We start from the raw sequence: 15852 nt of genomic DNA, 5'->3' as shown, positions 1-15852 counted from the left end.
GAGCCGTCACTTCACGCCGGCGGCGTCCATCCCGCGCAGTTCCTTCTTGAGGTCGGCGACCTCGTCCCGGATCCGGGCGGCCAGCTCGAACTGCAGCTCCCGCGCGGCGGCGAGCATCTGGTCGTTGAGCTCCTGGATGAGGTTGGCCAGGTCGGCCCGGGCCATCCCCTCCCGGGACGGGGTGGCCGCGCCGCCCCGACCGCGACTGCGGGTCTCCTTGACCGGCGCCTTGCCCCGGGACAGCTGCCGGACGGCCCCGCCGACCCGGCTGTTCTCGGTGTCCTCCGCCTCGCGATAGATGTCGTCGAGGATGTCGTGGATCTTCTTGCGCAGCGGCTCCGGGCTGATCCCGTGCGCCTCGTTGTGCGCGATCTGCTTCGCCCGGCGCCGGTTGGTCTCCTCGATCGCGTCCGCCATCGACGGGGTGATCTTGTCGGCGTACATGTGGACCTGGCCGGAGACGTTACGGGCGGCCCGACCGATGGTCTGGATCAGCGACCGGCCGCTGCGCAGGAAGCCCTCCTTGTCGGCGTCGAGGATCGCCACCAGGGAGACCTCGGGCAGGTCGAGACCCTCGCGGAGCAGGTTGATGCCGACCAGCACGTCGTAGTCGCCCTTGCGCAGCTCGCGCAGCAGCTCCACCCGGCGCAGCGTGTCGACCTCGGAGTGCAGGTAGCGCACCCGGATGCCGTTCTCCAGGAGGTAGTCGGAGAGGTCCTCGGCCATCTTCTTGGTCAGCGTGGTGACCAGCACCCGCTCGTCCCGCTCGGTGCGCAGCTTGATCTCGTGCATCAGGTCGTCGATCTGGCCCTTGGTGGGCTTGACGACGACCTCCGGGTCGATCAGGCCGGTGGGGCGGATCACCTGCTCGACGAACTCGCCCTGGGCCTGCTCCTGCTCCCACGGGCCGGGGGTGGCGGAGAGGAAGACCATCTGCCCGACCCGCTCCAGGAACTCGTCGAAGCGCAGCGGCCGGTTGTCGGCGGCGCTGGGCAGCCGGAAGCCGTGGTCGATCAGCATCCGCTTCCGGGACGCGTCGCCCTCGTACATGCCGCCGATCTGCGGGATCGTCACGTGCGACTCGTCGACCACGGTGAGGAAGTCGTCGGGGAAGTAGTCGAGGAGGCAGTGCGGCGGGCTGCCGGGCAGCCGGCCGTCGATGTGCATCGAGTAGTTCTCGATGCCGGAGCAGAACCCGACCTGGCGCATCATCTCGATGTCGTAGGTGGTGCGCATCCGCAGCCGCTGCGCCTCCAGCAGCTTGCCCTGCCGCTCCAGCTCGGCCAGCCGCTCGCCCAGCTCGGTCTCGATGTCGCGGATGGCCCGCTCCATCCGCTCCGGACCGGCCGCGTAGTGCGTGGCCGGGAAGATCATCAGCTGGTTGACCTCGCGGACCACGTCGCCCGTCAGCGGGTTGAGGTAGTAGAGCTTCTCGATCTCGTCGCCGAACAGCTCGATCCGGACGGCCAGCTCCTCGTACGCCGGGATGATCTCCAGCGTGTCGCCGCGGACCCGGAACGTGCCGCGCTGGAAGGCCATGTCGTTGCGCGTGTACTGGATGTCGACCAGGCGGCGGAGCAGCTGGTCGCGGTCGAGCTCCTGCCCGACGGCGACCCGGACCGCGCGGTCCAGGTATTCCTCCGGGGTGCCCAGGCCGTAGATCGCGGAGACCGTCGCCACCACGATCACGTCGCGGCGGGTGAGCAGCGACATGGTCGCCGAGTGCCGCAGCCGCTCGACCTCCTCGTTGATCGAGGAGTCCTTCTCGATGTAGGTGTCGGTCTGCGGGATGTACGCCTCGGGCTGGTAGTAGTCGTAGTAGGAGACGAAGTATTCCACCGCGTTGTGCGGGAGCAGCTCGCTGAACTCCTTGGCGAGCTGGGCGGCGAGGGTCTTGTTGGGCGCGAGCACCAGGGTGGGCCGCTGCAGCCGCTCGACCAGCCACGCCGTGGTGGCGCTCTTGCCGGTGCCGGTCGCGCCGAGCAGCACCGTGTTACGGTCGCCGCGCCGCACGCGACGCTCAAGCTCGTCGATGGCAGCCGGCTGGTCGCCAGCCGGCTGGAACTCGCTGACGACCTGGAAGCGGCCGTCGAGCCGGGGAATGTCGAGCGCCATGCCGTCAACGGTACGCCCGAGGTCCGACACTTCCCGGCCGACCACGGACGCTCCGTGATCGGCCTCGATATTCCCATTGTGTGGCCGATCTCACCCGGCTAGGCTCCTACCGTAGGCCGCTCGCGGCGGCCGACCGGGCCGGTGGCCGCCCCTCCGGGGCCCGGCCGCCCCCGGCACCGGGGTCGCAGCACCCGGGACGACCGGCGTGCGCACCCGAGGTGGTCGCGCTGGAGGCGCAGACCGGCCGCCGCGAGCGCCCCTACTCGTCACCCGAGCCCCGGCCGCCGCGTTCTCCACTCGTGGAGACCTCCCCCGGACGCCCTTCCCGGCGCACCCCGTCCCGCGACGCCGCTCCGCGCCCCACCTCCGACGCGCCCGCCGAGGCGGGCACGGCTGACCCCGCCCCGCCGGACAGCCCCGCCGAGCCGGTCCCGCCGGACAGCCCCGCCGCTCCGCTCCCGCCGGACAGCCCGACCAGCGGCGACCGCCACGCCGCCGGGACCGACCCGGCCGGGCCGCAGCCCCCCGCCACCGGCCGAGGCCGCGCCGCCCCCGCCACCGAGCCGACACCCGGCCGGCCCACCGGCCGGGCCGCCGACCACGCGGCCGAGCCGACACCCGGCCGGCCCACCGAACCCGCGGCCGAGCGGACACCCGGCCGGGCCGCCGAGCCGACGCCCGGCCGGCCCACCGGCCGGGCATCCGCCACGCCGACAGCCGGCCCCGCCGGGGCGACGCCCGCCGCGGCAGCCGGTGGCCCGGCCACCGGCCGAGTGCCCGGCGAGCCGACGGGAGGACGGCCCGGCGGCGAGCCGTCGGCGGTGCCGGCCGGAGGCGGGACCACCGGCGGCCGCGTCGGACGGGTCCGCCGTGGTGCCGTGCCCGGTGCCGAGCCCGCCGCCGGGCCGCGCGGACCCGGCCGGGGCCATCACCGGCGTAGCCGGCCGGCGGCGCGCACCAACTCGATGCCGCCGGCCGAGCCCGAGCTGGACGGCACGGGCGACCCGCCGGAGCCGCCGACCCGGCGCCGAGCGCTCCTGGTCGCCCTCGGGGTGACCGCGGTGGCCTCGGCGGCGGCGCTGGTCGCCGGGCTGCTGAGCTGGTCGCCCGAACCGGCCGACCCGGCGCGCCCGCTCAGCCCGGCGGAGTCCGAGCGGCTCGCGGCGATGCGGGTCACCAACCTGCGGGACGTCCGGGCGGGGGTGCGCGCCTCGGTCGGTACCGGCGGCGCCCGCACGGAACTGGTCGGCTGGGTCGACTGGGCGCGGCCGCTGGTCTACCTGGAGGTCGGCGGCCCGGGTGCGGGCGCCGAGCGGGGTCTGGTCCAGGCCACCGCGTCGGCGGTGGTGCTGCGCCCCGACCCGGCGGCGACGTCCACTGCCGGCCCGCCGCTGGTGCCGCCGGCCGACCGCTGGCGGCTGCGCGACCCGTCGCCGGGCGGCGCCGTGACCGCCGTACGTGACCTGCTGCTCGGCCTCGGCGCGGCGCAGGCCGACCCGCCGTCGGCCGAGGCGCGCTGGTTGGGTGGGAACACCACGGACGGCATGCCGGTCGCCATCCTCCGGGCCCCGCTGCCGGCGGACCCGTCCGGCCGGGGCGCCGACCCCGCCCGGCAACCCCGCCTCTGGCTCGACCGGGACGCCCGGCTGCACCGGCTGGAGGGGCGGCTGCCGGACGGCCGGCCGGTCACCGTGCGGCTGGAACGCAGCGACCGGCCCACGCTCCGGCCGGTGGACGCGCTGGGCGGCCGCCCCGGCCTGCCCCGCCCGCTCGCCGACGGGGAGGCCGACCGGCTGGCCCGGCTGCCCGCCCGGCTGCGCGCGGCCGGGGGCGCCACGCTGACCCTGACCGCCCCGCTCGGCCCCACCGCCAACCTGCGCGGCGCCGGCTGGCTGAGCTGGGCGGAGTCCGGCGCGTACCTGGCGGTGGCGGAGGCCGACGCGGCCGGGCCCAGGACGCTGCTGCGGTGGCGGGGCGGGCGGGTGGCCCGCGCGGAGGTCCCGGTGCCCGGCCCGGCGGCGGAGCCGCCGGCCGCGCCGCCGCTGCCGCCGCCGGCCGGGCTCGCCTGGTCGGCCGCGCGGCCCCCGGGCGACGAGCTGGACCGGCTGCTGGACGCCGCGCTACGGGCCGGCGCCGGGCCGGCGCCGGGCCGGTCGGGGATCCGGCTGCGCGGCGACCGGTTGGCCGACCGCACCGTGGACGTCATCGAGGTGGGCACCGGCCCGACGGCGCTGCGCTACTGGGTGGACCGGGACGGCCTGCTGCGCCGGCTGGAGCTGCGGACCGGGCGGGGCCTCTGGGCCCAGCTCGACCTCAGTCCCGGCCGGGTGCCGGCGCTGCCGGGCGCCGCAGCACCGGCCAAGGCCCCGCCGAAGCGCCGCTGACCGGGCTCAGGGCCGCCAGCCGGTCTGGGCGGCCCACTCCTCGGCGCGCAGGTGCTCCTCGTCGAACCAGGGGTCCTTCAGCGTCCCGTACGTGGCGCTGTCCGGGGCGGTGGCCGCCAGTTCCCGCTTGACCCCCAGGTACGCGGCCCGCTGCGCCGGGTCGGCGCGCAGGTGGTCGCGCATCATCAGCGCGTACCGCCAGCCGGGTGAGCCGGCGACGCGCAGGTGCAGGTGGACCGGCCGGCCGGGGTCGGCGCTGCCGTGCAGCCGCTTCTCCCAGTGGGCACTGCCGGGCGGGCGCGGGTTGTCCCACCAGTCGCCGGGCAGCCGGGGGAACCCCGCGTCGGCCAGCCGCTCGGCGAGCGGCCCGTCCGCCTCCGCCAGCGACGGCACGGCGAGCTGGATGTCGATGACGTCCTTCGCGGCCAGCCCGGGCACCGCGGTGGAGCCGATGTGGTCCACGCGCAGGTCGGCCCCGACCGCGTGGCGGATCCGCGCGGCGAGCCGGGCGTACTGCTGGGGCCAGGTCGGGTCGGGTTCGCGGAGGGCCACCCGCTCCGGTCGCACCGCGCGCCGCTCGCGGACGTTGCGCTCGTAGGGCACCAGCCGGTCGCGCCAGAGCGCGTCCACCGCCGCGTCCAGGTCGTCGAGGCTGCCGTCGTTGCTGAGGACCACGTCGGCCGCCGCCTGCCGCCGGGCGTCGTCGGCCTGCGCGGCGATCCGCCGTTCGACCTCCGCGCGGTCCATGCCCCGGGCCCGCGCCAGCCGCTCCAGCCGGGTGCTCACCGCCGTCTGCACCACGACCACCAGGTGGTACGTCGGCGCGAGCCCCACCTCCACCAGCAGCGGCACGTCGTTCACCACGACGGCGTCGGGGGGCGCCGCGACGGCCAGCTCGGCGCTGCGCGCCCGGACCCGGGGATGGGTGATCGCCTCCAGCCGGCGGCGGGCGGCCTCGTCACCGAAGACCAGCGCGCCCAGCGCCGCCCGGTCCAGCCCGCCCTGCGGGTCGAGGACCCGCTCGGAGAAGGCGGCGACGATCTCGGCCAGCCCGTCGGTGCCCGGGGCGACCACCTCGCGGGCGATCCGGTCCGAGTCGATGATCACCGCGCCGAGCCCGGCGAGCCGGTTCGCCACCGCGCTCTTGCCGGATCCGATACCGCCGGTCAGCCCCACCTTCAGCATCGGACCAGTCAACCCGATCACCCTGCCGGGGCCAAATTCGCCCCGGGGGCGTGCGACGGGACCCGGAAAACGGCGCGGGCCCCGCCCCCGGCGACCCGGTGGAACCGGATCGTGGGGGCGGGGCCCGTCGTCGTCAGCGAGCCTGCCGCAGGGTCACTTGCCGCCGGCGAGCTTCTCCCGCAGCGCGGCGAGCGCCTCGTCGGTGGCCAGGGTGCCGGCCGGCTCCTCGGCCTGACGGCTCGGCGCCGTGGTCGTGGTGGTCGTGCCGGACACGGCCGGAGCCGGGTTGGCAGCGGCCTCGGCGTCGGCGGCCCGGGAGGACTGCACCTGCTTGGTGTGGGCCTCCCAGCGCTGACGCGCCTCGGCGTACTGGTTCTCCCAGGTCTCGCGCTGCTTGTCGTAACCCTCGAGCCACTCGCCCGTCTCCGGGTCGAAGCCCTCCGGGTAGATGTAGTTGCCCTGCTCGTCGTAGGTCGCGGCCATGCCGTAGAGGGTCGGGTCGAAGTGCTCCTCGCCCTCGACGAAGCCCTCGTTGGCCTGCTTGAGCGACAGCGAGATCCGGCGCCGCTCCAGGTCGATGTCGATGACCTTGACCATGACCTCGGAGCCGACCTGGACGACCTGCTCCGGGATCTCCACGTGGCGCTCGGCCAGCTCGGAGATGTGGACCAGGCCCTCGATCCCGTCGTCCACCCGGACGAAGGCGCCGAACGGCACGAGCTTGGTGACCTTACCCGGCACGATCTGCTGGATCGCGTGGGTGCGGGCGAACTGACGCCACGGGTCCTCCTGGGTCGCCTTCAGCGACAGCGAGACCCGCTCGCGGTCCAGGTCGACGTCCAGGACCTCGACCTCGACCTCCTGGCCGACCTCGACGACCTCGGACGGGTGGTCGATGTGCTTCCAGGAGAGCTCGGAGACGTGCACCAGGCCGTCCACGCCGCCCAGGTCGACGAACGCGCCGAAGTTGACGATCGAGGATACGACGCCCTTGCGGACCTGGCCCTTCTGCAGCTTGTTGAGGAACTCGGTGCGCACCTCGGACTGCGTCTGCTCCAGCCAGGCCCGGCGGGACAGGACCACGTTGTTGCGGTTCTTGTCCAGCTCGATGATCTTGGCCTCGAGCTCGCGGCCGACGTACGGCTGCAGGTCGCGCACCCGCCGCATCTCCACGAGCGAGGCGGGCAGGAAGCCGCGCAGGCCGATGTCGAGGATGAGACCGCCCTTGACGACCTCGATGACCGAGCCGCGGACGACGCCGTCCTCGTCCTTGATCTTCTCGATCGTGCCCCAGGCCCGCTCGTACTGCGCCCGCTTCTTGGAGAGGATCAGGCGACCCTCCTTGTCCTCCTTCTGGAGGACGAGGGCCTCGATGTGGTCACCGACCGAAACCACCTCGGCCGGGTCCACGTCGTGCTTGATCGACAGCTCCCGAGAGGGGATCACGCCCTCGGTCTTGTAGCCGATGTCGAGCAGGACCTCGTCCCGATCGACCTTGACGACGGTGCCTTCGACAATGTCGCCGTCGTTGAAGTACTTGATGGTCTCGTCGATCGCGGCGAGGAAAGCTTCCTCAGAGCCGAGGTCGTCGACGGTGACCTTGTTGGCGCTCGAGGTGGCCTCGATGCTGCTCGTCATGTGGGCGGTTGCTCCGGTCGGATGGGTGTCACAGCAGGCGTGGGCGTCGCGGTGACTCAGTCCGCGCCAGCGGATCCGTCGCCGGGCACACCGAACGATCGCCATGAGAAGATCATTAGTGGCTCCGGTGACCGCACACCTGCTCCCTGCCGAGGCACACGATCCGCGAGCGCATCGTCTAGCCTACCCGCTGCATTACCACAGCGTGCAAGCCCTCCCAGGTCTCCGCGACCTCGTCAGTTGCGAAAGCGGAGATTTCGCGCGGTAAGGGGCCACACCTGTCTCGTCCGTCACATCAGTCCCACCCGCCGCAGCGGAGAAGGGTGGGCCGGCGACGGTTCACCCGGACGGGGCCCTAGCGTGAGCGGGTGGACGACGACAGAGTGACCCGGCGCCGGGTGGACGCCACCGAGATCCGCCGGGCCAACCGCGGCTGGTGGGACGGCGACGCCGACGACTACCAGGCCGAACACGGCACGTTCCTGGGCGACGTGGACTTCGTCTGGTGCCCGGAGGGACTGCGCGAGGCCGACGCCCGGCTGCTCGGCGACGTCGCCGGCCGCCGGATCCTCGAACTCGGCTGCGGCGCGGCCGCCGCCGCCCGCTGGCTGGCCACCCAGGGCGCCCGCCCGGTCGCCCTGGACCTCTCCGCCGGCATGCTGCGGCACGCCGCGCAGGCCGCCGTCCGCACCGGCGTACGCGTGCCGCTGGTGCAGGCCGACGCCCTCGCCCTACCCTTCGCCGACGCCGCGTTCGACAGCGTCTGCACCGCGTTCGGCGCGATCCCGTTCGTGGACGACTCGGCGGCGGTGATGCGCGAGGTGGCCCGGGTGCTGCGCCCCGGCGGCCGCTGGGTCTTCTCCGTCACCCACCCGATGCGCTGGATCTTCCTCGACGGCCCGGGCGAGGGCGGGCTCACCGCGGTGCACTCGTACTTCGACCGCTCCCCCTACGTCGAGCAGGACCAACACGGGGTCGCCACCTACGTCGAGCAGCACCGCACCCTCGGCGACCGGATCCGGGAGCTGGTCGGCGCCGGGTTCCGGCTGCTGGACCTGGTGGAACCGGAGTGGCCGGCGGGGCACGAGGGGATCTGGGGGCAGTGGAGCCCGCTGCGCGGCCGGCTCTTCCCCGGCACCGCCATCTTCGTGGCGGAGAAGCCCGCCGCCGGGTAGCCGTCGTTTCCGCCCGGCGGCCCCGGGTACCCGGAGGGCATGGCTGAGAAGGAGGAATTCCGCAACGGCGACCACGTCTCCTGGGCCAGCCACAGCGGCCGGGGGCACGGCGTGGTCAAGGAGAAGCTGGTCGACCGCACCCACGTACGCGGGCACGCGGTGAACGCCTCAGCGGAGGACCCGCAGTACCGGATCCGCAACGACCACTCGGGCCGGGAGGTCGCCCACCGACCGGAGGCGCTGCGCCGTGAGCCGAAGTGACGGCGGTCGGGACACCTACCAGGAGTTCGCCGAGGCGGTGAACATGAAGCCGGGCGAGCTCCAGCGGTGGCTGGAGACCGACGAGTCGAAGCACGTCGGCTGGCGGAAGAAGGGCACCGGGGGCGGCGAGTCGGTCGGCCACGAGTCCGGCCGGAAGATCATCGAGCTGCTGCGCCGCAAGCGGGACCAGCTCTCCGAGGCCGACTACCAGCACATGCGCAAGGTCGTCGGGTACGTCCGGCGGCACATGGCCCAGCGCCCGAGCGGCGACGTCCGCCGGACCCGGTGGCGGTATTCCCTGATGAACTGGGGTCACGACCCGGTCAGGGCGCCCCTCCCGCCACCCGGCGGCCCGTCCCGGAAGGCCCTGCAGCGGCACGGCGCCCCGCCGAAGGAACGCCGCGGCCCGGGACGCTGACCCGGGCCACGACCCGGGCCACGACCCGGCTCGGCGGGCCTGACGCCCGCCCGCACCGCCGTCAGTGGTCGGCGCTGTTCCAGTCGCGGCCCTCGCCCACGGAGACCTCCAGCGGCACCGACAGCGGGTACGCCTCCCCCATCTCCTTGCGGACCAGGGCCTCCAGGGCCTGCCGCTCACCCGGGGCGACCTCGAAGACCAGCTCGTCGTGCACCTGGAGGAGCATCCGGGAGCGCAGCCCGGCGTCGCGCAGCGCCGTGTCGACGTGCAGCATGGCGACCTTGATGATGTCGGCCGCCGAACCCTGGATCGGGGCGTTGAGCGCCATCCGCTCGGCGATCTCCCGGCGCTGCCGGTTGTCGCTGACCAGGTCGGGCAGGTAGCGGCGGCGGCCCAGGATGGTGGAGGTGTAGCCGTCCTGCCGGGCCCGGGCCACCACCTCCTGCAGGTAGTCGCGGACCCCGCCGAAGCCGGCGAAGTAGTTCTCCATCAGCCCGCGCGCCTCCTCGGTGCTGATCCCGAGCTGCTGGGACAGGCCGAACGCGCTCAGCCCGTAGGCCAGGCCGTAGTTCATCGCCTTGATCTTGCGCCGCTGGTCGGCGGTGACCTGCTCGACCGGCACGGCGAAGACCGAGGAGGCGGTGGCGGCGTGGAAGTCGCGCCCGGAGTTGAACGCCTCGATCAGCGCGTCGTCCGACGACAGGTGCGCCATGATCCGCATCTCGATCTGGCTGTAGTCGGCGGTGAGCAGGCCGTCGTAGCCCGCGCCGACCACGAAGGCGCGCCGGATCCGCCGCCCCTCCTCGGTGCGGATCGGGATGTTCTGCAGGTTGGGCTCGGTCGAGGAGAGCCGGCCGGTGGCCGCCACCGTCTGGTTGAACGTGGTGTGGATGCGGCCGTCGTCGGAGACCGACTTGAGCAGCCCGTCGACGGTCGACTTCAGCTTGGCCACGTCCCGGTGGCGCAGCAGGAACTCCAGCACCTGGTGCGGCTGCTGGGCGTAGAGCCACTGGAGGGCGTCGGCGTCGGTGGTGTAGCCGGTCTTGATCTTCTTGGTCTTGGGCAGGCCCAGCTCGCCGAAGAGAATCTCCTGGAGCTGCTTGGGCGAGCCGAGGTTGAACTCCCGGCCGACCGCCGCGTACGCGCCCTGGGCGGCGGCCTTCACCTCGGCGGCGAAGTGCGCCTCCAGCTCGGAGAGGTATTCGGTGTCCGCGGCGATGCCGGTGCGCTCCATGGTGGCCAGCACCCGCATCAGCGGCAGCTCGACGCCGGCCATCAGCCGGGCCGACTGCTCGCCGTCGCGGGACAGCTCGGCGTCGATCGCGTCGGCCAGGTCGAGGGTGGCCCGGGCCTGGAGCATCAGGTTCTGCTCGGCCTCGCCGTCGTTGCCCAGCCCGTCGAGGGTGAGCTGGCCGGTCTCCGGGGCGTCGACCCGCAGCTCCCGGTGCAGGTAGCGCAGCGCCAGGTCGGTCAGGTCGTAGGAGCGCTGGTCGGGGCGGGCCAGGTAGGCGGCGATCTGGGTGTCGCGGACGATGCCCTGCAGGTCCCAGCCGTGCGCGGCGAAGGCCAGCACCGCCGGCTTGCTGTCGTGCAGCACCTTGGGGCGGGTGTCGTCGGCCAGCCAGCCGGCCAGGGCCGCGTCGTCCTCGGGGTCCAGGGCGGCCGGGTCGAACCAGGCCGCCGCGCCCCCGGCGGTGGCCAGGGCCAGCCCGGTCACCGTGGCGGTGTGCCGCCGGTTGGGGCCCGTGTCGAGCTTCACCGCCATTCCGACCGGGGTGCCGGCCGGCACGTGGGTCGCCAGCCACCCGGCGACCGCGCCGGGCTCGGTGAGCCGCTGCCCGGCCAGCTCGAAGCCCGCCTCGGCCTCCGGCTCGACCGCCTCGAGGTACTGGTAGAGCCGGTCGCGCAGGATGCGGAACTGGAGGGTGTCGAAGACCTGGTGCACGGCCTCCCGGTCCCAGCCCTGCCAGCGGCTGTCCTCGGGACGCACCGGCAGCTCCAGGTCGGCGACCAGGCAGTTGATCTCGTAGTTGCGGATCACGTCGGCGAGCCGCTCGCGCAGGCTGTCACCGGCCTTGCCCTTGATCTCGTCGGCGCGGGCGATGACGCCGTCCACCCCGCCGTACAGGTTGATCCACTTGGCCGCGGTCTTCGGGCCGACGCCGGGGACGCCGGGGAGGTTGTCGCTGGTCTCGCCGACCAGGGCGGCCAGGTCGCGATAGCGGTCCGGGCCGACGCCGTACTTCGCCTCGACCGCGGCGGGGTCCATCCGGGCCAGGTCGGAGACGCCCTTGCGCGGGTAGAGCACGGTGACCCGGTCGCCGACGAGCTGGAAGGCGTCCCGGTCGCCGGTGGTGATCAGCACCTCCATGCCCTGGTCGCGGGCCTGGCAGGCGAGGGTGGCGATGACGTCGTCGGCCTCGTAGCCCTCCTTCTCCACCACCGGGACGCGCAGCGCCGCGAGGACCTCCTTGACCAGGCTGACCTGGCCCTTGAAGTCGGTCGGGGTCTCGCTGCGGCCGGCCTTGTACTCGGCGTACTTCTCGGTGCGGAAGGACCGCCGGGAGACGTCGAAGGCGACCACGATGTGGGTGGGCTGCTCGTCGCGGAGCACGTTGATCAGCATCGAGGTGAAGCCGTAGACGGCGTTGGTCGGCTGCCCCGTGGTGGTGGAGAAGTTCTCCACCGGCAGGGCGAAGAACGCCCGGTATGCCAGGGAATGTCCGTCGACGAGGAGCAGGCGCGGCGTCGTAGCTGTCACGGCAGCGACTCTAGTCCGTACGCCCGACAACCCGGGGACGGCGACACCGCAAAAGCCGGCGGCCGGCCGCCCCGCGAGGGACGACCGGCCGCCGGCGGTACGACTCAGGCCACGCCGAGGTAGGCCTCCTTGACCGCCGGGTCGTGCAGCAGGTCCCGGCCGGTGCCCTCCTTGACGATCCGGCCGGTCTCCAGCACGTAGCCCCGGTGGGCGCGGGAGAGCGCCTGCTGGGCGTTCTGCTCCACCAGCAGGATGGTGGTGCCCTGCTCGTTGATCCGGGTGATGATCTCGAAGATCTGCTGGATCAGCATCGGCGCGAGACCCATCGAGGGCTCGTCGAGCAGCAGCAGCCGCGGGCGGGCCATCAGCGCCCGACCCACCGCCAGCATCTGCTGCTCACCGCCGGAGAGCGTGCCGCCGGGCTGCTTGCGCCGCTCGGCGAGCCGGGGGAAGAGGTCCATGACCATCTTCATGTCCTCGGCGATGCCCGACCGGTCCCGGCGGGTGTACGCCCCCATCTCCAGGTTCTCCAGGACGGTCATGCCGGGGAAGACGCCCCGACCCTCGGGCGCCTGCCCGATGCCCCGGACCACCCGCAGGTCGGCCCGCATCCGGGTGACGTCCGTGCCGTCGAAGACGATCGAACCGGTCGCCGCCGGGCGCAGCCCGGAGATCGCCCGCATGGTGGTGGTCTTGCCGGCGCCGTTCGCGCCGATCAGCGCCACCACCTCGCCCTCGTTGACGTGCAGGCTGATCCCGTGCAGCGCCTGGATCCGGCCGTACAGCAGGGTCAGGTCCTTGATCTCAAGCAGCATCGGTCGGCACCCCCAGGTACGCGGCGATCACCTTCGGGTCGTCCCGGACCTCGGCCGGCAGGCCCTCGGCGATCTTCTTGCCGAACTCCAGCACGACGATCCGGTCGGTGACGCCCATGACCAGCCGCATGTCGTGCTCGATGAGCAGTACGGTAGTCCCGTTGTCCCGGATCTTGCGGATCAGACCGAGCAGTTCCTCCTTCTCCGCCGGGGTGAAGCCGGCGGCCGGCTCGTCCAGGCAGAGCAGGGTCGGATCGGTGGCCATGGCCCGGGCGATCTCCAGCCGGCGCTGCTCGCCGTACGAGAGGTTGCGGGCCAGGTCCCCGGCGCGACGCTCGATGCCGACGAAGCGCAACAGCTCGTACGCCTTCTCGCGGCCCTGCCGCTCCTCCCGCCAGTGCCGGGGCAGCCGCAGCATCGCGGAGATCACGCTGGTCTTGTGGTGGGCGTCCGCGCCCACCATCACGTTCTCCAGCGCGGTCATCTCCGGGAAGAGCCGGATGTTCTGGAACGTCCGGGCGATGCCCGCCTTGGTGATCCAGGACCGGCGCTTGCCGTTGGTCCGCTGCCCCTTGAACCGGATCTCGCCCTCGGTGGGCCGGTAGACCCCGGTCATCGCGTTGAAGCAGGTGGTCTTGCCGGCGCCGTTCGGGCCGATCAGACCGAGGATCTCCCCCTTGTAGAGGGTGAACGCGACGTCGTTCAGCGCCACCACACCGCCGAAGCGGAGGGTGACGTGGTCGACCTCCAGCAGTGGCTCCCGCCCGGCCGGCGCGGTCGCGCCGGGGGTGGGCTCCACCGGCTTGTCCGCGCCCTGCTCCGGCGGGGTGCCGACGGTGCTACGACCGTCGTCGGCGATGTCCCGCTCGCTGGTCTCGTCCCGCTCGCTGTGCATCTGCGGCTCACTCATTGGGCACCGTCTCCTGGGGAACCGCTTCCTTGCGGCGGTCGGCGAACTCGGCCGCCCGGCGCCGGTTGGGCACCAGGCCCTGCGGCCGGAAGATCATCATCACGATGACCACCAGGCCGAAGACCAGGATCCGGTACTCGGCCGCGTCGAAGTTGACGCCGATCAGCCCGCCGATACCGCGCAGCCACTCCGGCAGGTACCAGGTGAGCGCGCCACCGACGATCGCGCCCTTGATGTTGCCCGCGCCGCCGAGGATGACCGCGGCGAGCACCAGGATCGAGTTCTCCAGCAGGAAGCTGTCCGAGTTGATGAACGTCTGCTTACCGGCGAATATCGCGCCCGACAGGCCGCCGACCGCCGCGCCGATGGCGAACGCCCACAGCTTGTACTTGAACGTCGGCACACCCATGATCTCGGCGGCGTCCTCGTCCTCGCGGATCGCCACCCAGGCGCGGCCGACCCGGCTGTTCGCCAGGTTCCGCATCGCGAAGATGATCACGATGATCACCGTGAGGATCAGCCAGTAGTAGGGCTTCGAGCTCTCCACGCTGAACAGCGCCTTGCCGTCCGCCCCGGTGCCCGGCGGGTGCGGGATCTGCGGGATACCCCGCTGACCCTGGGCGATGCCCTCGTTGCGGGCCGCGTACAGGCGGATCATCTCGGCGAAGCCGAGGGTGACGATCGCCAGGTAGTCGCCACGCAGCCGCAGCGTCGGGCCGCCGAGGATCACGCCGGAGACCATCGCCACCAGGATCGCGATAGGCACCGCTGCCAGCCACGGCCAGTTCGTCCCGAACCGGCTCTCCGGCGAGGTCAGCAGCGCCACCGTGTACGCGCCGACCGCGTAGAAACCGAAGTAGCCCAGGTCGAGCAGGCCGGCGAAGCCGACCACGACGTTCAGGCCCACCGCGAGTAGCACGAAGATCGCGGTGTCGAAGAGCACCGTCGCGAAGTCCGAGCGGGTGGTGTAGAAGGCGAAGTAGTCGCTGCCGATCGGGAAGCCGAGGTACTCGTAGAACCACTTGTTGGGCAGGATGTAGAGGAAGATCACCAGCGCGGCGAGGCCGGCCCAGCGGATCTGCTTCGGCATCGCGTCCCAGCGCGTGCGGAACGCCGCCATGCGGCTCGTCTTGTCCGAGTTGGCGGTCATGCGCGCGCCCTCCCGAGAGATTCGCCGAGCAGGCCGGTCGGCCGGAACATCAGCAGCACGATCAGCAGCACGAAACCGGTGAAGTCCTTCCAGTCTCCACCGAAGAGACCGGCGGCGTAGTTCTCCACCACACCGAGGAGCAGACCACCGAGCAGCGCGCCGCGCAGGTTGCCGATGCCGCCGAGCACCGCGGCCGAGAAGGCCTTGAGCCCGATCAGGAAGCCGACGTTGAACTTGGTGAAGCCGAACCGGACGTCCCACAGCAGGGCGGCCACGCCGGCCATCAGGCCGCCGAGCACGAACACCAGCAGGATGACCCGGTTCTTGTTGACGCCCATCAGGGCGGCGGTGTCCGGATCCTGGGCGACGGCCCGGATGCCGCGACCGAGCCGGCTGCGGTTCACGAACTGGTCGAGGCCGATCATCATGATCAGCGTCACGCCCAGGATCAGCAGCTGCAGGTTGGTGACCCCCGTGCCGAACAGGGTGAAGACCGTCTTCTGCGGGATCATGTCCGGCATGCCGAACGGGGCCCGCTCGGTGCCGATGCCGAACGACTCGGAGAGCACGAACGAGGCGCCGATCGCGGTGATCAGGAAGGCCAGCGGCGGGGCATTGCGGCGCCGCAGCGGCCGGTAGGCGACCAGTTCGACGGTGATCGCCGTGGCGGCCGAAGCGACCATGGCCACCGCCAGGCCGGCGAGGAGCGCCACGATCAGCGGGCCGAAGGCCGGAGCCGCGGTGTTCTGGTTGTAGCCGAGGGCCTCCCAGGTCCACAGGGCGGTGAAGGTACCGACCATGAAGACCTCGGAGTGGGCGAAGTTGATCAGGCGCAGGACGCCGTACACCAGGGTGTAACCGAGGGCCACGAGCGCGTAGATCGCGCCCTGTTCCAGCCCGGTGATGGTCAGGGCCGGGAAGTTCCCGAACAGCTCATCGAAGTTCAAGTGGGGGCTCCAACTGTGCGGCCAAGCGGTGCGGCCGGGAGGAAATCACTCCCGGCCGCACGCCTGGTGTCCCGTGGCGGGACCGGACGGACC

12 protein-coding genes are annotated in these 15852 nt (G+C 72.7%); 4 read left to right on the top strand and 8 right to left on the bottom strand.

Going from position 1 to position 15852, the window contains the following annotated elements; translation table 11 throughout:
- Positions 1-6 precede the first annotated feature (6 nt).
- Positions 7-2115 carry an excinuclease ABC subunit UvrB gene (gene uvrB / locus Q2K19_RS20680; RefSeq protein ID WP_302763027.1) on the bottom strand — a complete coding sequence of 703 codons (2109 nt, stop codon included), beginning with the start codon at positions 2113-2115 and terminating at the stop codon, positions 7-9.
- A 218-nt stretch (positions 2116-2333) separates the two neighbouring features.
- On the opposite strand from uvrB, the gene Q2K19_RS20675 reads away from it, so the two are divergent.
- Positions 2334-4499, top strand: coding sequence for a hypothetical protein (locus Q2K19_RS20675; protein WP_302763026.1), 2166 nt, complete (start codon positions 2334-2336; stop codon positions 4497-4499).
- Between the two features lie 6 nt (positions 4500-4505).
- Here the strand turns inward: Q2K19_RS20675 and coaE are convergent, their stop codons facing one another.
- Together coaE and rpsA are read right to left on the bottom strand one after the other, a co-directional pair.
- Entirely contained in the window at positions 4506-5684 is a 1179-nt protein-coding gene (coaE, locus tag Q2K19_RS20670; protein WP_302772671.1) for a dephospho-CoA kinase, read from the bottom strand.
- A gap of 153 nt (positions 5685-5837) precedes the next feature.
- Entirely contained in the window at positions 5838-7427 is a 1590-nt protein-coding gene (rpsA, locus tag Q2K19_RS20665; protein ID WP_302763025.1) for a 30S ribosomal protein S1, read from the bottom strand.
- A gap of 263 nt (positions 7428-7690) precedes the next feature.
- On the opposite strand from rpsA, the gene Q2K19_RS20660 reads away from it, so the two are divergent.
- Genes Q2K19_RS20660 through Q2K19_RS20650 form a run of 3 tightly spaced genes read left to right on the top strand, consistent with a single transcriptional unit; the run spans position 7691 to position 9176 of the window.
- Complete coding sequence (locus tag Q2K19_RS20660; RefSeq protein ID WP_302763024.1) at positions 7691-8497, top strand: class I SAM-dependent methyltransferase; 807 nt, start codon at positions 7691-7693, stop codon at positions 8495-8497.
- A 39-nt stretch (positions 8498-8536) separates the two neighbouring features.
- Positions 8537-8758 carry a hypervirulence associated TUDOR domain-containing protein gene (locus tag Q2K19_RS20655; protein ID WP_302763023.1) on the top strand — a complete coding sequence of 74 codons (222 nt, stop codon included), beginning with the start codon at positions 8537-8539 and terminating at the stop codon, positions 8756-8758.
- A 43-nt stretch (positions 8759-8801) separates the two neighbouring features.
- Positions 8802-9176 (top strand): DUF3140 domain-containing protein, encoded by a 375-nt coding sequence (locus Q2K19_RS20650; RefSeq protein ID WP_446839797.1) that lies wholly within the window; start codon positions 8802-8804, stop codon positions 9174-9176.
- A 61-nt stretch (positions 9177-9237) separates the two neighbouring features.
- Here the strand turns inward: Q2K19_RS20650 and polA are convergent, their stop codons facing one another.
- From polA to Q2K19_RS20625, 5 genes are all read right to left on the bottom strand, one after another.
- Complete coding sequence (gene polA / locus Q2K19_RS20645; protein WP_302763021.1) at positions 9238-11937, bottom strand: DNA polymerase I; 2700 nt, start codon at positions 11935-11937, stop codon at positions 9238-9240.
- Between the two features lie 104 nt (positions 11938-12041).
- The gene (locus tag Q2K19_RS20640; protein WP_302763019.1) at positions 12042-12752 is read right to left on the bottom strand and encodes an ABC transporter ATP-binding protein; all 711 of its coding nucleotides are present in this window, start codon (positions 12750-12752) and stop codon (positions 12042-12044) included.
- Entirely contained in the window at positions 12742-13662 is a 921-nt protein-coding gene (locus tag Q2K19_RS20635; RefSeq protein WP_302763017.1) for an ABC transporter ATP-binding protein, read from the bottom strand. Before Q2K19_RS20635 ends, Q2K19_RS20640 begins: the two co-directional genes overlap by 11 nt.
- A complete protein-coding gene (locus Q2K19_RS20630; protein ID WP_446839626.1) occupies positions 13655-14812 on the bottom strand; it encodes a branched-chain amino acid ABC transporter permease in 1158 nt (385 codons plus the stop codon). Before Q2K19_RS20630 ends, Q2K19_RS20635 begins: the two co-directional genes overlap by 8 nt.
- Positions 14809-15759, bottom strand: a complete 951-nt coding sequence (locus tag Q2K19_RS20625) for a branched-chain amino acid ABC transporter permease (RefSeq protein ID WP_302763016.1) — start codon at positions 15757-15759, stop codon at positions 14809-14811. The genes Q2K19_RS20630 and Q2K19_RS20625 overlap by 4 nt, the downstream gene beginning before the upstream one ends.
- Positions 15760-15852 lie beyond the last annotated feature (93 nt).

This window comes from Micromonospora sp. NBRC 110009 (assembly GCF_030518795.1).
In the GTDB taxonomy this organism is placed as follows: Bacteria; Actinomycetota; Actinomycetes; order Mycobacteriales; family Micromonosporaceae; genus Micromonospora.
Note: the sequence above shows the minus strand (reverse complement) of the source record. Positions and strands in the feature narration are given on the sequence as shown.